This window comes from Mycolicibacterium neworleansense (assembly GCF_001245615.1).
GTDB classification, from domain to species: domain Bacteria; phylum Actinomycetota; class Actinomycetes; order Mycobacteriales; family Mycobacteriaceae; genus Mycobacterium; species Mycobacterium neworleansense.
Genome location: NZ_CWKH01000001.1, coordinates 293,526 through 312,638 on the forward strand (window position 1 = coordinate 293,526; position 19,113 = coordinate 312,638).

The following is a 19,113-nucleotide window of genomic DNA, read 5'->3' on the forward strand; positions in this document are numbered from 1 at the left end:
TTCGAGTTGACCATGGACGAACTCCGCGTCGTCGCCCGCTACGTGGCGGAGACTGCTGACGACGTCCTCGACGTGTTCGAGGGCACCCACCCTGACGACCTGCGGCCCCGCGCCGCCGTCGCCGCCGCCTGGGAGTTCGTCCACGGTGCGCCCAGATCCAAGGCGCAGCGGGTCACTTCGCTCGACGCGCACCGGGCGGCCGCCGCGGCCGACTCCGAATCCGCGCGGCTGGCCGCACAAGCGGCCGGAGACGCAGCCTCGGCGGCGTACCTGCATCCGATCGCCAAAGCGCATCAGGTCGGCCACATCCTGCGTGCCGCGGCGAACGCGGCACGGATAGCCGAGATCCGCGATGGTCCGCAGGCTCGGGACAGTACGCTGCGTCGGGCTCGACAACGTGCCACACCGGCGTTGATCGACGTGCTGACCCGTTATCCGCCGGTGCCGTCAGGTCGCGGCCGCGTGGCCCAGCTGATGGCGGCGCTGGACGCAGCGTTGCGCACGTCGTCTCGCTAGACCAGCCAGACCGCGGCGTCCGCGGGCAGCGTGTCGTCGGTCAGCTCCGCGCTGCTCAGCAGGACCTGGCCTGACGGCAACGGCACGGCATCGCCGCCCGTATTGAGCACGCAGTTCAGGCCGCCGTCGCGCCGCACTGTCAGAAGTCCGTCCGAGCTTGTCAGCTCGATGCGGGCCCCGGCGAATTCCGCACGGCTGGAGCGCAATTGGATGGCCCGCCGGTAGAACCCCAGCGTCGATGACGGGTCGCCCTGTTGGCGGTGGACTGTCAGCGATGCCCATTCGGCGGGCATCGGCAGCCACGTGTCGGGGTTCGAGGAGAACCCGAACGGCGGCGCATCGCCGGACCACGGCATGGGCACCCGGCACCCGTCCCGCCCGCGTTCGGTGTGACCGGAACGCTCCCACACCGGATCCTGGAGCACCGCGTCGGGCAGGTCGACATTGGGCAACCCGAGTTCCTCGCCGTTGTAGACGAATACCGCTCCCGGCAATGCCAGCATCACCAGGGCCATCGCCCGCGCCCGCGCCAACCCGCGGGCCCCGCCGCCGTAACGGGTGACTTCCCGCTCCACGTCGTGATTGGACAGCGTCCACGTCGGCGTCGCCCCGGCCAGGTTGGCCGCGGCGATCGCGTTGTCGATCGCGTCGTGGACCTCGCCGGCATCGAAATCGGCTTGCACCAGACGGAAGTTGAAGCCCAGATGGAGCTCGTCGGGACGCAGATACCTGGCGAAGCGCTCGTTGCCGTGCACCCACACCTCGCCGACGGCCACCGCCTCGGGATAGTCGTCCAGCACGGTACGGATGAAGCGGTGGATGTCGTGCACGCTGTCGTTGTCGAACCGGGGATCGTCCTCGCTGTTGCGCAGCAGTGCCGAGTCGGTGACCGTCATGTCGGGCAGCTCGGGCGGCTTCGCCATGCCGTGGGCCACGTCGATGCGGAAGCCGTCGACCCCGCGGTCGAGCCAGAACCGCAGCGTTTTCTCCAGATCCTCGAACACCGCGGCGTGGTTCCAGTTCAGGTCGGGCTGGGCGGGGTCGAACAGATGGAGATACCACTGGCCCGGGGTGCCGTCGGGTTCGGTGATCCGGGTCCAGGCCGGGCCCCCGAACACCGACACCCAGTTGTTGGGCGGTGCATCACCGCGCGGGCCGCGGCCGTCCCGGAAGCTGTAGCGGTCGCGGCGGGCCGGATCGGCCAGGGCCTCGACGAACCACGGGTGTGCCGAACTGGTGTGGTTGGGCACCAGATCCATGGTGACGCGGATCCCGCGGGCGTGGGCGGCTTCGAGCAGGCGGTCGAGGGCGGCGATGCCGCCGAACAACGGATCCACATCGCGCGGGTCCGCGACGTCGTAGCCGTGGTCGGCCATCGGCGACACCATGACGGGGTTGAGCCACAGGGCGTCGACACCGAGCGCCGCCAGATAGTCCAGCCCCGCGCTCACCCCGTCGAGGTCACCGACCCCATCGCCGTTGCTGTCGGCGAATGAGCGGGGATAGACCTGGTAGAAAACCGCGTCCGTCCACCACCGGCGCATGTCAGAACGCCGAGTTCACCATCGAGTCCGCGGCCATGTTCAGATAATCCAGCAACGCGCGCCGGTGTGGCTCGTCGAGCGTCGCCGAGTCGATCGAGGCCACCGCGGTGTGCATGCAGCGCAACCAGGCGTCGCGCTCGAGATATCCGATCCGGAACGGGGCGTGACGCATCCGCAGCCGGGGGTGGCCACGCTGGTCGGAGTACGTGCGCGGTCCGCCCCAGTACTGCTCGAGGAACATCCGCAGCCGCTCCTCGGCGCCGTCGATGTCGTCCTCGGGATACAACGGCAGCAGGATCTCGTCCTCGCGCACGAGCTGGTAAAACCGCGACACGATCGCCGCGAACGTCTCGTGCCCACCGACTTCGTCGTAGAAAGATCGCTGCACCTGCGTCACGTCGTTCATTGTGGTCCATTGTGGCCCGACGGCGCTCAGGCGCCGGTCACAGCACCGTGGTCACCTGGTGTTCATTGGACTGACCTGCGAACACACAAAGAATTTTCGTGCAGATCTCCAGGATCCATGGTGGACTGTCTCCTCGGAGGCTCCATGGCGCACAGCAAAAAAAGCCATATGCGACGGACCGGCCACATTCCCGGCCCATCGGGACCCCATGTGCCAAATCGCCCCCTGCACAGCGTCGAGGTACTCCCGACGTCGAATCCGGACGCCTCCCTGTGGGGCCGCCGCCGGGTGCTGCTCCTCAACTCCACCTATGAACCACTGACCGCGCTGCCACTGCGGCGCGCGGTGATCATGGTGATGTGCGGCAAGGCCGACGTCGTGCACGACGACCCGTCGGGGCCGGTCATCCACTCGGCCACCCGCACCATCGTGGTGCCTTCGGTGATCCGGCTGCGCACTTTCGTGCGGGTGCCCTACCGCGCCCGCATTCCGATGACGCGGGCCGCGCTCATGCACCGTGACCGCTTCCGGTGTGCGTACTGCGGAGGGCGGGCCGACACCGTGGACCACGTGATCCCGCGGAGCCGTGGGGGTGAGCACTCCTGGGAGAACTGCGTGGCGGCGTGCGCACCGTGCAACCACCGCAAGGCCGACCGCCTGCTGGCCGAATTGGGCTGGTCACTGCGATGCGCGCCGATGCCACCGAAGGGGCAGCACTGGCGACTGTTGTCGACGATCAAGGAGCTGGACCCGGCCTGGGTGCGTTATCTGGGCGAAGGCGCGGCGTGACGCCGACTTGCTGGGCACTCTCGGCGCATCGACGTATTGCGGCTGATACGGTTTGCGCGTGAGCACAGCACTTACCCATTCCCTCCTCGGAGGGGTTCCGCTGTTGTTGTTCGTGGTCCTCGCGTTGATCTATCTGACCCGCAAAGGACCGCACCCGGCCACCTACAAGATGTCCGACCCGTGGACCCACGAGCCCATCCTGTGGGCTGCGGAGGAGCCGCAGGGTCACGGGCATGGCGGGCATGATTCACACGGTGTGACGATCGGAGGCGGCGCAAGTGGCAAGTGGTGAAGTTACGACGGTCGCGCCGTCGGATCTGGAACTGCCGTACGGCTATGCCCTGACCTACAGCGGTCGGATCTCCGGGGTCACCGAGCCCGGCGAGCTGTCGGTGCACTACCCGTTCCCGACGATGGACCTCGTCGTCCTCGACGACGCGCTGAAGTACGGCTCGCGGGCGGCTAAGGCCCGATTCGCGGTCTACATCGGCGACCTCGGTGTGGACACCGCGGCCACCGCGCGCGAGATCCTGGCCAAGGTGCCCACCCCCAACAACGCGGTGCTGCTGGCGGTTTCGCCCGACCAGCACGCCATCGAGGTGGTCTACGGCGCCGACGTCAAGGGTCGTGGCATCGAAGAGGCCGCCCCGCTGGGCGTCTCGGCCGCTGCCGCCTCCTTCAAGGAAGGCAACTTGATCGACGGTCTGATCAGCGCCGTGCGCGTGCTGTCGGCCGGCGTTTCCCCTGCCTGAATCAGTACTCAGCACCGCGAGCGTGCGTGGTTGTCGACCGACAGCCGCGCACGCTCGCTGCATTTGCGGGCTTGCCTATCCGGTCAGGCTGTTGCGGATCTCCACATACCGCGTCAGGAACGCACGCTCATCGAGCCGCTTGCGGCGCATCCAGGTGCTGACCTCGAAGTTGCACTTGCTGGCATTGCACGATGCGCAGGCCGGCACCACGTTGTCCAAGGTGTAGCGGCCGCCGCGCGAGATGGCCATGACGCAGTCCTTCTGGAACGGACCGGTCGTGCTGGTGCAGTAGGCGCACCCGCCCCACGCCGCTTTGATCGCATCCCATTGCTCGTCGGTGAGGTCGTGGACCACGAGGTCCATCCGGCGCTTGCGCTTGCGGGCGGCCCGTGCCGCGCGGGTTCGACTGACCGCCATCGGCACAGCGTATGGCCCGCGAGCGTGCGCAGAATGCTGCTCAGGCACGGCGTGTCGGGCAGCAGACACGCACGCTCGCGGTGCAGGTGGGCTAGCTGACGTCGAAGGCGCGGGCCCGTAGGGAGCGCTCCACACCGGCGCGGCCCTCGACCACCAGGCGACGCAGCGCGGGCGGCACCTCGGGATCGGACAGGAACGCGTCCGCCGCATCCAGCCCGTTCTGGCTGATGTCCCACGACGGGTACAGCCCGATCACCACGGTCTGCGCGACCTCGCTGGACCGGCGCTCCCACACTCCGGAGATCGCCGCGAAGTAGCGGGTCGTGAAGGGCGCCAGCAGCTCGGACTGACCGGGCTGCACGAATCCGCCGACGATCGCGCGGGTGGTGATGTTGGCGATCGTGTCGTCCTCGATGACCTGCTCCCATGCCGCGGACTTCACCTCGTCCTGCGGACGGGCAGCCGAGGCCGCCGCCGCGTGACGCTTGCCGGCCGCGGTGGGGTCGTTCTGTGCCTCGGTGTCGATGAACGGCGTCTCGGGCCCGTCGGCGTCGATGTCGCCGTTGCGGGCCAGCGCGGTGACGATCCGCCAGCGCAGATCGGTGTCGATCACCAGGCCGGGCAGGTTCACCGCGGCGGGCTCGTTGTCGAGCAGCGTCGACAGCACGGCGACGTGGTTCGGCGACAGGACCGAGCTGCAGAGCGCGTTGACGAACGCGAGCTGATGATCAGAACCCGGCGCGGAGGTGCCGGCCAGATCGAGCAGGGCATCGGCGAACGCCGGCCAGCCGGTCTCGTGGGCCCAGGCGGGATCGGCGTATGAGCTCAGCGCGGTCTGCGCCTGCATGAGCAGGCGCTGCGCGACCCCGACCTCGGTCTCGGCGTGCACGCCGCTCATCACCAGGGCGACGAAGTCGCGGGCCTTCATCTCGGCTTCGCGGGTCATCTCCCAGGCAGCCGACCAGGCCAGCGTGCGGGGGAGCGGATCAGCGATGTCGGCGATCCGGGACAGCACCGTCGACAGTGAGGCCGGGTCCAGCCGCAACGAGCAGTAGGTCAGGTCGTCGTCGTTGACCAGGATGAGCTTTCCGCGCGAAACGCCCAGCAGCGCAGGAACATCCGTGAGCGGACCTTCGACGTCGAGCTCCTCGCGGTGCACCCGGACCAGCTTGCCCGAGCCGTCGTCGTCGTAAATGCCGACGGCCAACCGGTGTACCCGCGTCTCCCCGGCGCCCGGCGCCGCGCCCGACTGCGCGATGGCGAACCGGGTGAATGCACCGGAATCGTCGGTGTCGAAGTCGGCCCGCAGCGTGTTCAGACCCGTTGTCTTGAGCCACTGTTGGCCCCAGCCGGACAGATCACGCCCAGAGGACTTCTCCAGTGCGCCCAGCAGATCGCCGAACGTGGCGTTGGCGAACGCGTGGTCGCGGAAGTAGTCGCGCAGGCCGGACAGGAACTCTTCGAGCCCGACGTAGGCCACCAGCTGCTTGAGCACCGAGGCGCCCTTGGCATAGGTGATGCCGTCGAAGTTGACCTCCACGGCCGCCAGGTCCGGGATGTCGGCGGCGACCGGGTGAGTCGAGGGCAACTGATCCTGCCGGTAGGCCCAGGACTTCTCCACGTTCGCGAAAGTGGTCCAGGCCGTGTCGTATTCGGTGGCCTCGGCCTGGCACAGCACCGACGCGAACGTCGCGAAGGACTCGTTGAGCCACAGGTCATCCCACCACTGCATGGTGACCAGGTCGCCGAACCACATGTGCGCCATCTCGTGCAGCACGGTCTCGGCGCGACGCTCGTAGGAGGCCCGGGTCACCTTGGACCGGAAGACGTAATCCTCGAGGAACGTCACCGCGCCGGCGTTCTCCATGGCGCCCGCGTTGAACTCGGGCACGAACAGCTGGTCGTACTTGCCGAAGGCGTACGGCGTGCCGAAGTTGGCGTGGTAGAAGCCGAAACCCTGCTTGGTCTCGGTGAACAGCCGGTCGGCGTCCATGAACTCCGCCAGCGAGGCCCGGCAGAAGATGCCCAACGGGATCTCACCGTGGGAGTCGGAGTACGAGTCGCGCCACGCCGCGTACGGTCCGGCGATCAGCGCGGCCAGGTAGGTGCTCATCTTCGGGGTGGTGGCGAAGGTGTGCACGGTGGCCGGGCCGTCAGGCTCGGCGCTGACGGTCGCCCCGTTGGAGATCACCTGCCAGTGCGACGGCGCGGTGACCTGCACGTCGAAGGTGGCCTTCAGGTCGGGCTGATCGAAGCAGGCGAACATCCGCTTGGCATCGGCGGTCTCGAACTGCGAGTACAGGTAGACCTCGTCGTCGACGGGGTCTACGAAGCGGTGCAGGCCCTCTCCGGTGTTGGAGTACAGGCAGTCGGCATCGACCACCAGGACGTTGTGCTCGGTCAGGCCGGTGAGTGCGATCCCGGTCGATTCGTCGTAACCGGATACGTCGAGTGCGACGCCGTTCAGCGTCGCGCTGCGGACGGTCTCGGCGGCCAGATCGATGAAGGTATCGGCGCCGGCGAGGGCATCGAACTGCACGGTCGTGGTGGAACGGAAGGTGCGTTCGCCCGGCTTGCCGTTGCCGTCGGTGAGATCGAGGACGACGCGGTAGTTGTCGACGGTGACCAGAGCGGCGCGCTCGATGGCCTGTTCGCGGGTGAGATTGGGAAGTGCCACCCGTCCAACCTAGTGGCTGGCCGTCGGTGGGGTGCGTCTAAGGCCGTCGGGGCGTGCACCGACCGCGTCTGGTCGGCTGGTCCCGACGGAGGGGCCGAGGACTGTGTGGCGTAAGTGATTGTGCCACAGCAGTTTCCGCTTAGGTCCACAATCTCGCCGGCGTGGCCCGACAACGGAGTTTCCTTTCAACGGTGGCGCCTGGAAGTTGCAGCGTGCAAATTGTCTTTGCGATAGCAAATTTTCGATTTATAGTCGAAAATTAAATTGAAATAACGGCCATCCCATTCGGAAATAATCGCCACAAATTGCGGTTTCGGCCCAGAAAGTATAGTCTGTCTATTTTCTTGACGGTCCATTCAAAGTTATTCGATGGCCGTTCTTGTGATTCCCTGCGCCGCAGCGGATCTCGGGAGTAGTCAGCGGCTATGAATAGTTGCTGCAATATGTCGACATCCCATTTCTGGCGTCGATTTTGGCCGCCTGCAGTTGTGGGGACAGCAACGTTTAGGCGACGGTTCCGGCTGTGCACTCCGCGGTGGGTGGATTCTCAAATATGGCCTTTTAACTGGGTATATATGGCCGTGGAAGAGGCATGCGGCTGGTTTACCTCACGGCCAGAGCGGTCGCAGGCAATGTGGCGACTGTCGTGGGCGATGCGCAATGAGCCAAGAGGCGAAATTGCTAGAGCATCTACCTAAGTATTGCCTGAGGAATTCATGCTCAGCTGTATCGGTGCAGCTCAAAATGTTAATATCAAGTCGATCGGGAAAGGTCCACGGAGGCGGCAGGTAATGCTGTGGGGCATTCCTCGAAAGTCTCCGTGATAGGTGACAAAAGTCCCTAGCGATAAATGGGTTATCTCCCTATCTTCGCAACGGTATTTCCCTATTCAGCGAATTCAATGAGACCCATGTGGATTCGTGCACCCCTGGGCTCGTCATGAGCGGGCCTTCAAATGAAAGGAAACTGTCATGGCAACCAAGAAGAACACCAGGAGGATTGCGATCCGGAGGTCGGTGACCGCGGCCGGTGTACTCGCAGCCACCACCGCTGGGCTGCTCAGTCACCAGGCTGGTGCCTCAGCAGCGTGGGCGGTAGAGCTCAAGTCCTATTCAGACGCCCTGAGCGACATGCTGACCAGAACCAATGATGAGGACGGCAGGTCCAATCGGTTCTGGGCTTCGGAAGCCTCTGCGGCGCACGGCGACGCACGCACTTTGGCCGACGCGCAGGCGCTCGCTGACGCGATCGCGCAGAAAGCCAAGGATGCTGCGGCGCGAGCCGGGGAGTATGAGGCCGAGGCAGAGTGGATCGCCCAGGAGGTCGCGGGGAACACCGCGGTCGCCGAGAAGCAGGCAGCGGCGAAGTCCGCTGCGGAGAAGGCTCAGTTGGCGCGCCATGATGCCGAAATCGCAGCACAGGCAGCCCAGGAGGCCCAGGCCGCGGTGGACGCGCTGGCAGCCGCCCAGGCTGAAGCGCAGGCGGCCGCGGCTGCCGTCGAACAGGGATATCTCGATGCCAAGGCTGCGGCGGATGTTGCAGCCGCGCAGCAGCGGTCGGCGGAGGCCGCCAAGGCCGAAGCAGAACAGGCGTTCGCCGCCGCGCAGACCCATGCGGCTGAGGGTGGCCAGGCCTACCTGGACGCCAAGGCTGCCTTGGATACGGCGACTGCGCAGCAACAGCAGGCGGACGCCGTACAGGCTGCGGCAAAGAGCGCGCTCGCCGATGCACAGGCCACCGCCGCGGCGAACGAGAAGGCACTTGCGGACGCGAACAGCGCACTGGTTGCGGCCGATAAGGTTGCCGGAGAGGCACTGGCCGCCAAAACCGACTCCGATGCGGCGCTGTCGACCGCCCAGCGGGCTGCCGCAGAGGCGGCGGCCGTCAAGGATGAGGCCGCGCAGAAGGCCAGCGATGCGGATAAGGCCGCTGCGGATGCAGCAGCGGTGCAGGTCGCTGCCGACCAGGCTTTCGCCGATGCCCAGATCCATGCAGTCCAGAGCGACCAGGCCTACCTGGACGCCAAGACTGCTCTCGATGCGGCTTCGGCCGACAAGGCAGTCAAGGACGCTGCCAAGGAAGCCGCTGACACCGCGCTGGCGGACGCCCTAGCGGGTGTGGCCGACGCCGAGCGGGCGGCAGCCGAAGCGGCCGCTGCGAAGTCGGCTGCCGATGAGGCTGCCGCGGATGCGTTGGCGGCCAAGACCGCTGCCGATGAGTCGGTGTCGGCAGCAACGACCGCAGCGCAGGCTGCTGATGCGGACAAGGTGACCAAGGATGCCGCGAAGGTGGCTGCCGATGAGGCTGCCGCGGATGCGTTGGCGGCCAAGACCGCTGCGGATGCGGCGCTGTCCGATACCAAGGACGCGGCCGATGCGGCCGACGCCGTCCTGGCCAAGGCCACCGCGGACAAGGCTGCGGCCGACGCCGACAAAGCGGCCAAGGGTGACGCCATGACCGTCGCCGATCAGAACGCCGTCGCGGCGGAGGCTGCCGCGGAGGCTGCTGATGCGGACAAGGTGGCCAAGGATGCCGCGAAGGTGGCTGCCGATGAGGCTGCCGCGGATGCGTTGGCGGCCAAGACCGCTGCTGATGCGACGCTGTCCGATGCGCGGGCAAAGGCTGCCGCGGCCGACGCTGCCGCGGCGGACCTGCATGCCTATGAAGACCCGGTGCACGCCGCCTTGCAAGATGCGCGGGACGCCAAAGCGGACGCCGACAAGGAGTTGAGTGACGCGCAGGCAGCGATCGCCGGCATCGAGCAGGCCAAGGCCTATGCGGTCACCGCGGATGCCAATGTGCAGACCACCGCGACCGCCTTGCAGCAGGCCAAAGCAGCCGCGACGGCCACTCAGGCGCAGATCGACGCGGCTCAGGCCGAGGTCAACTACTACGCCTATGACCCGGTAGGAAAGGCTCAAGACTGGGCCTCGGGCTATGCCTTGCAGGGTGCGGCCCTGGACAAGCTCAACGCAGCGAGGGCGCAACTCGTGCTGGATCAGGCTGCTGTGTCCTCGGCGCAACAGGCTGCGGATGACGCGGTGGTCGCCAAGACGGCTGCCGACGCGGCCGCGGCTAACGCCCAGACTCAAGAAGCGGCGGCCAAGGCTGCGGTTGACTCGGCCAAGTTGGCCGTTTCCATCGCAGATGCCAACTTCGCGTCCGCAACCCAGGGGGTGGCCACGCTGACGCAGATGATCGCCGATGCTGACGCGGCCAAGGCATTGGCGGACAAGGAATTACAAGACGCGACCACGGTGGCTTCGGCTGCTGATTCGGCGTCGGTTGCTGCGGATCAGCACGCTACTGAGGCAACGACGGCTGCTGAGGCGGCGGCACAGGCCAAGGCAGATGCGGACCAGGCGTTGTCGGATGCGAACCGGGCTGCGTCGGATGCGCTGGCGGCCAAGACCGTCGCAGACCAGAATGCGATCGAAGCAAAGGCGGCGGCCGATGCCGCGGCTGAGGCCAAGAGTGCTGCCGACCAGGCGTTAGCGGACGCAGAGAAGGGGGCCTTTGACGCGGCTGCTGCAGCCGAGGATGCTGCCGATGAGGCCGCGGTCGCTGCCAAAGCGGCGACCGACGCTTCGGACGCAAAGGATCTGGCCGATCAGAGGGCTGCCGATGCGAACCAGGCTGCTCAGGATGCGCTGGCGACCAAGACCGCCGCGGACCAGGATGCGCTCGAGGCCAAAGCGGCCGCGGACGCGGCTGTGGCAGCCAAGGTGGCCGCAGACAATGCCCTGGCCGCCGCCGAAAGTGCTGCCGCCGATGCGGTGACCGCCTCGGATGTGGCCGACGAAAAGATCGTCGATGCGACGAAGGCGGTGGCCGATGCGCAAGCCGCCAAGGACCTTGCCGACCAGGCGTTGGCGGCGGCCGATCAGGCTGCCAAGGATGCGCAGTCCGCACAGGAATCGCTGGCCCAGGCTGCTGACGACGCCAACAAAGCCGCCTCGGACGCCGCGGCCGCCAAGGAAGCCGCGGACGCGGAGGCTGCTGACGCCGCCAAGGCCGCTGCCGATGCGACTGCCGTCCAAGAAGCTGCCGACCAGAGCGTCGCTGACGCCAAGGCGGCTGTCGAGGACGCCGCAGCAGCGAAGACCGTCTCCGATAGCGCGCTCGCCGATGCACAGACGGCATACCAGGATGCCGCAGCAGCGAAAGATAGTGCAGATCAAGTTCTTTCGGGTGTGACACAGGCTGCTGCGGATGCCGCGGCGATCAAGGCCGCTGCCGACGAGGCATTGACCGAAGCTGAAGCCGCTGCGGAGACTGCGAGGCAAGACGCCGACAGTGCGAGCGAGAAGGCTTCTGCTGCAGACATGGCCGCAACCGAAGCGGAGGCTGCCAAGGCTGCCGCAGACAAGGCTTTGGCGGATGCGGAAAAAGCAACTGCGGATGCGCAAGCTGTTAAGGATGCGGCTGTCGCCAAGGCTAGCCAGACCGCCGACGCGATGCAGGCCGCGACCGATGCTGCCACAGCTGCTGAAACCGCCGCACAGCAGGCCGTACAGGACCAGAAGGGTACCCACGTCCTGCGTCACGACGTGGATCGTCAGCTACCGGGTGGCCTGGCTTCTGCTGGTGCGTATTCGATTTCGGTGATGGTGCGGGGTGAGCATGGGATGTACATGCCGGTGTCCTCGACGGTCTCCTACGTGTCGGTGCCGATGCTGGGATTCGGTGTGACCCATGCGAATCAGACCAAGCACAACTATGTCGGAATCGAGGGTGTGAATGTAGATTTCGGTCAGAACGTGCTGGTGATCGAGACTCCGCTGAATGTGGGCAATCCGGTGTCGTTGGTGTACTCGATGGGCGGATTCAGCATCGGGCCCAACGGTGTGGGTTACACCGCTCCGTCGCTGTTCGGGGTGAGTTTGATCCCGCCGGTACAGATCGGGGCCGTACCCGGAATCGATGCTCGGACGGGGGTGCCGATTCAGGATCTGATTCCGCTGGATGCGATCTCGCCGAAGGGTTCGACGACGGTGTCGGCTGACATCGTCAAGGCGTTGACGCCGCTACACGACAAGTCTGGCGCACCGATGCTCCAAGCGATCTCGGATCGGCTGACTCAGGCGCGGGCGGACTACGACACAGCGGCGACGTTGCCGGGTGCCGACGAATCGTTGCGGGAGCTGGCTGGTCAGCTCAAGGAGCGGATCGACTGGATGCCTGAAAAGCTCGTACCGGTGGGCACGACTCAGGCGACGGCGGCCGAGACCCCGGAGACAACTGTGCCGTCCGGCAGCGTCATCACCGATGGTCCTGCCGCGGTTCCGGTGACCGGCACCCCCCGGTCCGTGGCGCTCGATGTGCCGAGCACCGATAAGACAGTCGTCGCTGATGATTCGGCCCCATCCGCAGCCGATACCCCTGGGGGAGTTACCCGCGATGCTGTGGAGTCCACGGTTGGGTCTGTGCCTGACATCAAGGTCGAGGCGAAGGCTGAGGCTGACGCCAACGCCGAGGTGAAGTCTGTGGTCAGGTCAGAAGCTAAGGCCGACGCGAAGACCGAGGCAAAGTCTGAAGCAAAGCCCGGCGCGAAGCCCGAGGCCGGCGCCAAGGTTGACGACACTCGGAACAAGCGTTCTGAGGGCGGTTCGGCCAGCAGTGGACAGCGGGCTGCGGAGAAGTCCGGCGTTGCTGGCCGGGTCAAAGCCCCTGTCGGCGAGAAGGATTCGAAGTCCGGTAAGCCAGGTGGCGCCAAGGCGGGCACATCGTCTTCGTCGGGTGGTGCATCCACGGGATCGACTGATTCTGCCGGTGGTGGTTCGACCAAGTAGTTCCTGACCCGGCCGGTGGGGATCGCAAAGCGATCCCCACCCCCGAGGGTGCGGGCTCTCGGACCGTCGTGCTGGCCGTAAACCTGAACGGATCAGCCATCTTCGAGGTGCGCACGAGTCCGAGATTCCGCCATATCTCCCGATGGCCATCCGCGGTCATGACATCGAGCGGGCCCGTCACGAGCGGGCTCTCACATATGAAAGGAGCTGGCCATGGCCGGCAGCAAGTCAAAGAAATCAAGAAAGAGTGCGGTGCGTCGGCCCGCGGCGACCGCAGGTATCTTCGCCACTGCCACCGCCGTTGGGCTGATGGCCTCGGCCGGCAACGCCTCTGCAGCCGCGCCCGATTATGCCGATGATGTGTCGAAGTTCTCGCACAGTATCGACAACGTCGTCAGCGGTCTTACCCATACCACCGATGCCTTCAATAGGTTCTGGGCGCCCTTGGCGGCCAATGCTAATGGCGTGCTGCCCACCTTCAGTGCCAGCAACGAGAAGGTTGACATGACCGACATCTCGGAATTTCCGAGTGTCGTGCGCGCGATAGCCCGGGTACCGATGCCGACTGCTTTACCCGGGGTTGTTCCCCAGATCAACATTCCCGGCCAAGGCTTCGAGACGTTGCCTGTACCGACGTCACTGCCCGGTGCGGACCTGTTGGTCGGTTTCGCCGACGGCCTGGACGCAGTCTTCAACGTTCCTGGAGTGGATTGGATTGTCGGCAGTATCCCGCCGCTCAGTGAGCTGGTTCCGGGTCTCGAGGCGACGCAGCAGACCTTCCACTCTGGCTTCGGGGTACCGCTGCTCGGCATCGGCGGCTCGACGTCGGTGTCCAACACCTATGTGCAGACTCCGCCCGGCTCCCCGTCGATCACGGCGGATCTGCCGGTGGCCCAAGGGGTGTACACGTTCCCGCTCGATGCGGCGATGGGTTGGTGGGCAGCGGCACCGACGTTGGCGGTATCCGATGGGATCAGCCAGAACGATTTCGTGATCTCGCTGCCGACGGCAGCCGCCGGTCTCGAGGTACCGGGCGGCCTCGGACAAGCCGGCGTGTTCAGTGTGGCGGCTGTCCTGCCCAGCGCCAGCGGGCTCTACATACCCGTCGGTGCAACAATTTCCAACGCCTCGATTCCCTCACTCGGGTTCGGGCTCACCACCCTCAATGTCAGCAGCGGCAACTACGTCGGCACCGACGGGGTCAACCTCAATAACGGACAGAACATCCTCGTGATCCAGAATCCGTTGACCGGTGCTGTGCCGATCCCGATCATCTATTCACTGGGCGGTTTCAACTTGGGGCCGGAAGGGATCGGCTACACGGCACCGTCGCTGTACGGCATCAGCCCGATCTCGCCGATTCAGATCGGAACCGCGTCCACGGGTCGCGATGCAGTAGGCATCATTCCGGCTGATCTGATTCCGGTCGGCGACATCCTGCCGACGCAACTTGTCTCGGTATCGGGATTGGCCTCGGGTCTGTTGGGCTTCGAAGACCCTTCGGCGGCCATCGGTAGCGGGCTGGCTCCGATCTACAGCGCGGTCGTCACGCCAGGTGCCCAGCAGTTATCGAACTTGCTCGCGCAGGAGTATGGCTCAATCGTGGATTCCTTGGCGTCCTCCGTTCTGCAGGCAAGTCAGGACTTCAAGAATCTGACCGATCGGATCGCGGCGAGATCCGCCACATCGCTCCCGTCGCTGCAGACCGAGTCGGTATCGGTGGTCCTCGACGAGGAGCCGGTCGCAAAACGGGTCGCGCCGGCGTCGGCTGCGCTGACATCGACTCAGACCGCCCCTGTCGCCATCACACCGCAGGAGGCGGCGTCCCAGGACGTCGCCTCGGCCACGGCCGCGCCGACGACCACCAGCGGTGCATCGAACAAGGTAGACCCAGTGCCGTCGGATTCGCCGGAGAAACCGGAGAAGCCGGTTAGCGCGAAGGCCTCGCTTGGCGGCACCAAGACCCCGTCTCGTGAGCGGACCAAAGCTGCTGTGCAAGGAGCGGTAAAGTCGATCACCACCAAGGTCAAGGACATCGCCAAAGTGTCGGGTCAGGGAACGAAGTCCGCGTCGGCGAAGAAACCCACAAGTTCGAGTTCGTCGGGATCAGCCGGTTCCAGCGGAGGATCCGCTGACTGAATCGAACGAGACGTCGGGTTCTGTTGGGTCTGGGCGACCCGACAGAACCCGACCGTTGGTTCTACTGGGGGAAGCCGGCGATCCCGGCGAGTCCGTTCAGCGCGCCCAGGTTGTTCAGGATCGAGCCGTCGCTGATCGACGACATCATCTGCGGGCAGTACATCTGGATGGCGATCCCGGTGAAGAACGAGGCCATCTGCGGGGACATGCCGCCGTCGCCACGCATCTGGGAGGCCACCGACGCGAAGTCCTTACCGGGCTCGACCAGCATCGGACAGACGTCCTGGCCCATCTGGACAGCGGTGTTGGGGTCGCCGTAGCCCACCCCGGCGTCGTTCAGCGCGTTCAGGAACGAGCTGTCGGTCGTCGGATCCGGGACCGGGATCGGGTCGGCCTGCGCGGGGACTGCCAGCGCGAGGGCGGCCACGACCGCACCCGCAGTCGCCAGAAAGGCACGAGCGGCCATGTTCAGCTCCTCAGCTATCACGCAGAACCCTTATATCGCTCTGCTCACTTGGGCAACAGTGGTTGACCAGGGTCACAGGAACAACACGTTTCGGTAAAGCTTCGCGCACTTTGCGTTTCCTGTGCTGCTCCCGTGACTTCAGCATGCATGTCGACATGCGCGTCACCAAACTTGTCGTAATCGATCGCCGGATAGTTACTCGGATCGGGAACATCTCTGTGCAGGTGCAGAGTTGTGCTGAATGCAGTTGTGCCGTGAACCACATCGAGAGGACGCGCAGATGGCCCAGAAGGATCAGAAGGACACCGCCGGTTTCTGGTTCGACCCGCTGTGCCCGTGGTGCTGGATCACCTCGCGCTGGATCCTCGAAGTCGAGAAGGTCCGCGATATCGACGTGCAGTTCCACGTAATGAGCCTCGCGGTGCTCAACGAAGGCCGTGACCTGCCGGAGAACTATCAGGAGCTGATGAGGAAGGCATGGGGACCGGTGCGGGTGGCCATCGCCGCCGAGCAGCTCAAGGGCCCCGAGATCCTCGGACCCCTCTACACCGCCATGGGGTTCCGGATTCACAACCAGGACAACAAGGACCTCGATCAGGTCATCGCACAGTCGCTCGAGGAGGTCGGCCTGCCCGCCGAATTGGCCGAGGCGGCCACCACCGACAAGTACGACGAGGAACTGCGCAAGAGCCACCATGCCGGCATGGATGCCGTCGGTGACGACGTCGGCACCCCGACCATCCACGTCAACGGTGTCGCCTTCTTCGGTCCGGTGCTGTCGAAGATTCCGCGCGGCGAGGAAGCAGGCAAACTCTGGGACGCGTCGCTGACGTTCGCGTCCTATCCGCATTTCTGGGAGCTGAAGCGCTCCCGCACGGAGGCGCCTGAGTTCGACTAGCGCGAAACCGGATCGCCCGGGCCGCGACGGAGCCACTGCAGGTCGTCGCGGCTGGGAGCCGACTCCCAGTCACCGTCGCCGGTGCACGCGAACGCACCGCAAGCCAGTGCGGTGTCGAGGCACTGGCGCAACGTCGCGCCCCGGGCGAGTTCGGCCAGCCAGCCCGCGACGAAGGCGTCCCCGGCGCCGACAGTGTCGATCACCGGGACCGCGACGGCCGGAGCCGCACACCGGTCCTTGGTCGTGGCCGCCATTGCCCCCTCGGCCCCGCGCTTGAGTACCGCACAGTCGATGCCAAGGCTCAGCAGAGCGTCGAGTTGCCGCCGGGGGGTATCGGCTCCGGTGAGCAGTTGGGCCTCCGCTTCTCCGGCGAACACGATGTCAGCCCGCTGGGCAAGCTCGAGATAGGCCGCCGCTGCCGCCTGCTGGTCACTCCACAGGGCGCTCCGGTGGTTGACGTCGAACGACACCGATGCGCCCGCCGAGGTTGCGGCGTCGATCGCAGCGTGGGCCGCCGATCGGGCGGACTCACCCAAGGCGGCCGAAATGCCGGTGACATGCAGGATTCTCGTGTCGGCGACGACCGCGATCGGGACATCCGCCGGTCGCAGCCGGCTGCCGGCTTGTCCGCGGCGGTAATAGCTCACGCGGGTCGCGCCGGGGTGCGGACGTTCTTTGATCATGAGCGCCGTCGCGGTGTCGAGATCGAGCACGGGGTAGGGGTGCACACCTTCGGCCCGCAGTTCACGCAAGATCAACTCGCCGAGACTGTCCGCACCGAGCCGGCCGATCCAGGCTGCTGTGCCGCCGAGCCGGGCCACCCCGATAGCCACGTTGCTTTCGGCCCCGCCGAATCCCAGCCGCAGCGTGGGATTGTGGTGCAGGCGCCCCGGCTGCGGTGCCGTAAGCAGGCCGAGGCTCTCCCCGACGGTGACGACATCGAAGGTCGGGTTCATCGCGCCAGCTGCTCCGCGACGGCGACGGCTTCGCGGGCCGCGTCGGCCACCGCGTCGGCACCGGCGTCGGCCCGGGCGGTGATCCAGCTGCCGCTGACAGCGAAAACCGCCTGCTGACTGAGGAATTCAGCCATGTTCGCGGAGGTGACACCGGCCGACGGCATGAACAGCATTTCCGGGAACACCACCGTGTACGCCGACAACAGAGACGGCGTGTCGACTGCGGTAGCCGGAAACAACTTGACCCGCTGCAGTCCGAGCCGGGCCGCGGTGTCCACCTCGGTCGGCGTGAGGACGCCCGGAATGACCGCCAGTCCGGCCTGCCCGACGCATCGCACCACCTCCGGATCCAGCCCGGGGGACACCACGAACCGCGCGCCCGCCTCGATGGCATCGCGGGCTTGCGCACCCGACCGGACCGTGCCGGCACCGACCAGAAGATCACCGCGGGCTGCGAGCCGGCGAATCGCGGCCAGGCCGTACTCGCCGCGCAATGCCACCTCGACCACCGGCAGACCACCGTTGACGAGCCCGTCGCCGATCGCGTCGACGTGGCCTGGATCCCGCACGGTCGCCAGCGGGATCACCCGGTGCTCGAACACCTCGCTCATCGCGCATCGGCGAACGTCGGGCGGGTGCCGTAGCGCTCCAGCGCGGTCCGGTCCAGGGTGACGCCGAGCCCCGGGCCATCCGGCACCGCGAGCATGCCGTCGCTGTCGAGATCCCATCCGCCGCTGACGAGTTCGTCTATATAGGCCGATCCGGTCTTGTACTCGACGAAGTCGGTGGCCGCCAGCGCCGACGCCAGATGCAGATCGGCAGCCAACCCGATCGCGGTGTTCCAGCCGTGCGGGATCAGCCGCACCCCGCGATCCTGTGCGGCCCAACCGATACGGCGGGACTCGCTCAGGCCGCCGCCCTTGGTGGTGTCGGGCTGCACGATGTCGAAGGCCCCGGCATCGAGAAAGGGCAAGAATGTCTGGCGACGGGTCAGAACCTCACCGCCACTGATGGGCACTTTGGAATGCCGCCTCAACTCGACGAAACCGTCGACGTCGTCGGGCGCCAACGCCTCCTCGAACCATGCGACGCCGAAATCGGCCAGCATGTCGGCCGTGCGTTTGGCCCACGACAACCCGCCCGGGAAGAACGCCTCGGAACCACCGGCGTCGACGGCCAGCATGTGGTCGCCGACGGCTTCGCGGGCCGCGGCCACGGTCCGCTCGTCGGTCTCGCTGTCCACGCGGCCGAACTTCCACCAGCCGATCTTGAATGCCGTGAATCCCTGATCAGCCAGCTGCGCCAGATTTTCGGTCATGACCGGTGCCTCGTCCATGAGCACCGAGGCATAGGGTCGCACCCGTTCTCGGTAGCGGCCGCCGAGCAGCCGCCCGACCGGTTGCCCGAGCGCCTGCCCGGCCAGATCCCACAGCGCGATGTCGATGGCGCTGGTGGCGTGAGTGAGTGAGCCGCCGCGGCCCATCCAGAACGCGCTCTGATGCAACGTCTCGGTGAGCCGCTCGGCTTCCAGCGCACTCTGTCCGATCAATTGCGGCGCAAGCACATCCACGGCCGCGGCGACCAGTCCCTCGGTGGTGAAGGCGCTGCCGATGCCGACCAGGCCGCTGTCGGTGTGGACGGCGACCAGGGTGTGCACGACATCGTCGGGGCGCAGTTCGTTGGACCAGCCTCCCTCCGGGGTGGCGCCGCGCAGCCCACACGTCTGAATGCCGGTGATCTTCATGTGGTTTGGTACTCCTC

General features: G+C 66.3%; 15 protein-coding genes. 7 read left to right on the forward strand and 8 right to left on the reverse strand.

Features of this window, described 5'->3' with window-relative positions:
* The first annotated feature begins 12 nt into the window (after positions 1 to 12).
* Complete coding sequence (locus tag BN2156_RS01370; RefSeq protein ID WP_090515329.1) at positions 13 to 516, forward strand: putative immunity protein; 504 nt, start codon at positions 13 to 15, stop codon at positions 514 to 516.
* On the opposite strand, the gene BN2156_RS01375 is transcribed toward BN2156_RS01370, so the two are convergent.
* Together BN2156_RS01375 and BN2156_RS01380 are read right to left on the reverse strand one after the other, a co-directional pair.
* Positions 513 to 2,060, reverse strand: a complete 1,548-nt coding sequence (locus BN2156_RS01375; protein WP_090509427.1) for a glycoside hydrolase family 13 protein — start codon at positions 2,058 to 2,060, stop codon at positions 513 to 515. The genes BN2156_RS01370 and BN2156_RS01375 overlap by 4 nt on opposite strands.
* Before the next feature lies 1 nt (position 2,061).
* A complete protein-coding gene (locus tag BN2156_RS01380) occupies positions 2,062 to 2,466 on the reverse strand; it encodes a globin (protein WP_067767304.1) in 405 nt (134 codons plus the stop codon).
* 144 nt (positions 2,467 to 2,610) lie between these two features.
* Between BN2156_RS01380 and BN2156_RS01385 the strand changes: the two genes are divergently transcribed.
* From BN2156_RS01385 to BN2156_RS01395, 3 genes are read left to right on the forward strand one after another with little or no spacing between them, the layout of a single operon-like run.
* Positions 2,611 to 3,255: an HNH endonuclease gene (locus BN2156_RS01385; RefSeq protein WP_162490709.1), complete on the forward strand. Its 645-nt coding sequence runs from the start codon at positions 2,611 to 2,613 to the stop codon at positions 3,253 to 3,255.
* 58 nt (positions 3,256 to 3,313) lie between these two features.
* Positions 3,314 to 3,547, forward strand: coding sequence for an aa3-type cytochrome oxidase subunit CtaJ (gene ctaJ / locus BN2156_RS01390; protein WP_090509432.1), 234 nt, complete (start codon positions 3,314 to 3,316; stop codon positions 3,545 to 3,547).
* A complete protein-coding gene (locus BN2156_RS01395; RefSeq protein WP_090509435.1) occupies positions 3,534 to 4,007 on the forward strand; it encodes a DUF5130 domain-containing protein in 474 nt (157 codons plus the stop codon). Before ctaJ ends, BN2156_RS01395 begins: the two co-directional genes overlap by 14 nt.
* 75 nt (positions 4,008 to 4,082) lie before the next feature.
* On the opposite strand, the gene BN2156_RS01400 is transcribed toward BN2156_RS01395, so the two are convergent.
* The gene (locus tag BN2156_RS01400; protein ID WP_090509438.1) at positions 4,083 to 4,424 is read right to left on the reverse strand and encodes an HNH endonuclease; all 342 of its coding nucleotides are present in this window, start codon (positions 4,422 to 4,424) and stop codon (positions 4,083 to 4,085) included.
* 91 nt (positions 4,425 to 4,515) lie between these two features.
* The gene (gene pepN / locus BN2156_RS01405; RefSeq protein ID WP_065463267.1) at positions 4,516 to 7,101 is read right to left on the reverse strand and encodes an aminopeptidase N; all 2,586 of its coding nucleotides are present in this window, start codon (positions 7,099 to 7,101) and stop codon (positions 4,516 to 4,518) included.
* 971 nt (positions 7,102 to 8,072) lie between these two features.
* Between pepN and BN2156_RS01410 the strand changes: the two genes are divergently transcribed.
* Together BN2156_RS01410 and BN2156_RS01415 are read left to right on the forward strand one after the other, a co-directional pair.
* On the forward strand, positions 8,073 to 12,893 hold the full coding sequence (locus BN2156_RS01410) for a prolipoprotein diacylglyceryl transferase (protein WP_090509440.1): 4,821 nt from the start codon (positions 8,073 to 8,075) through the stop codon (positions 12,891 to 12,893).
* A 213-nt stretch (positions 12,894 to 13,106) separates the two neighbouring features.
* Positions 13,107 to 15,032, forward strand: a complete 1,926-nt coding sequence (locus BN2156_RS01415; protein WP_131725120.1) for a hypothetical protein — start codon at positions 13,107 to 13,109, stop codon at positions 15,030 to 15,032.
* Between the two features lie 61 nt (positions 15,033 to 15,093).
* Here the strand turns inward: BN2156_RS01415 and BN2156_RS01420 are convergent, their stop codons facing one another.
* The gene (locus tag BN2156_RS01420; protein ID WP_090515333.1) at positions 15,094 to 15,498 is read right to left on the reverse strand and encodes a DUF732 domain-containing protein; all 405 of its coding nucleotides are present in this window, start codon (positions 15,496 to 15,498) and stop codon (positions 15,094 to 15,096) included.
* 280 nt (positions 15,499 to 15,778) lie between these two features.
* Here BN2156_RS01420 and BN2156_RS01425 point away from each other — a divergent pair, with 280 nt between their 5' ends.
* A complete protein-coding gene (locus BN2156_RS01425) occupies positions 15,779 to 16,396 on the forward strand; it encodes a mycothiol-dependent nitroreductase Rv2466c family protein (protein ID WP_090509446.1) in 618 nt (205 codons plus the stop codon).
* Here BN2156_RS01425 and BN2156_RS01430 read toward each other — a convergent pair.
* From BN2156_RS01430 to BN2156_RS01440, 3 genes are read right to left on the reverse strand one after another with little or no spacing between them, the layout of a single operon-like run.
* Positions 16,393 to 17,352: a sugar kinase gene (locus BN2156_RS01430; RefSeq protein WP_090509448.1), complete on the reverse strand. Its 960-nt coding sequence runs from the start codon at positions 17,350 to 17,352 to the stop codon at positions 16,393 to 16,395. The genes BN2156_RS01425 and BN2156_RS01430 overlap by 4 nt on opposite strands.
* Complete coding sequence (locus BN2156_RS01435; RefSeq protein WP_065461802.1) at positions 17,349 to 17,963, reverse strand: bifunctional 4-hydroxy-2-oxoglutarate aldolase/2-dehydro-3-deoxy-phosphogluconate aldolase; 615 nt, start codon at positions 17,961 to 17,963, stop codon at positions 17,349 to 17,351. Before BN2156_RS01435 ends, BN2156_RS01430 begins: the two co-directional genes overlap by 4 nt.
* Complete coding sequence (locus BN2156_RS01440) at positions 17,960 to 19,096, reverse strand: mandelate racemase/muconate lactonizing enzyme family protein (RefSeq protein ID WP_090509450.1); 1,137 nt, start codon at positions 19,094 to 19,096, stop codon at positions 17,960 to 17,962. Before BN2156_RS01440 ends, BN2156_RS01435 begins: the two co-directional genes overlap by 4 nt.
* Positions 19,097 to 19,113: the final 17 nt, after the last annotated feature.

Bases quoted from the DNA above. Each gene is read 5' to 3' on its own strand.
- BN2156_RS01415 (WP_131725120.1), top strand. From the start codon at position 13,107: ATGGCCGGCAGCAAGTCAAAGAAATCAAGAAAGAGTGCGGTGCGTCGG.
- BN2156_RS01400 (WP_090509438.1), bottom strand. From the start codon at position 4,424: ATGGCGGTCAGTCGAACCCGCGCGGCACGGGCCGCCCGCAAGCGCAAG.
- BN2156_RS01440 (WP_090509450.1), bottom strand. From the start codon at position 19,096: ATGAAGATCACCGGCATTCAGACGTGTGGGCTGCGCGGCGCCACCCCG.
- BN2156_RS01375 (WP_090509427.1), bottom strand. From the start codon at position 2,060: ATGCGCCGGTGGTGGACGGACGCGGTTTTCTACCAGGTCTATCCCCGC.
- BN2156_RS01430 (WP_090509448.1), bottom strand. From the start codon at position 17,352: ATGAACCCGACCTTCGATGTCGTCACCGTCGGGGAGAGCCTCGGCCTG.
- BN2156_RS01435 (WP_065461802.1), bottom strand. From the start codon at position 17,963: ATGAGCGAGGTGTTCGAGCACCGGGTGATCCCGCTGGCGACCGTGCGG.
- BN2156_RS01380 (WP_067767304.1), bottom strand. From the start codon at position 2,466: ATGAACGACGTGACGCAGGTGCAGCGATCTTTCTACGACGAAGTCGGT.
- BN2156_RS01385 (WP_162490709.1), top strand. From the start codon at position 2,611: ATGGCGCACAGCAAAAAAAGCCATATGCGACGGACCGGCCACATTCCC.
- BN2156_RS01420 (WP_090515333.1), bottom strand. From the start codon at position 15,498: ATGGCCGCTCGTGCCTTTCTGGCGACTGCGGGTGCGGTCGTGGCCGCC.
- BN2156_RS01410 (WP_090509440.1), top strand. From the start codon at position 8,073: ATGGCAACCAAGAAGAACACCAGGAGGATTGCGATCCGGAGGTCGGTG.
- BN2156_RS01370 (WP_090515329.1), top strand. From the start codon at position 13: ATGGACGAACTCCGCGTCGTCGCCCGCTACGTGGCGGAGACTGCTGAC.
- BN2156_RS01425 (WP_090509446.1), top strand. From the start codon at position 15,779: ATGGCCCAGAAGGATCAGAAGGACACCGCCGGTTTCTGGTTCGACCCG.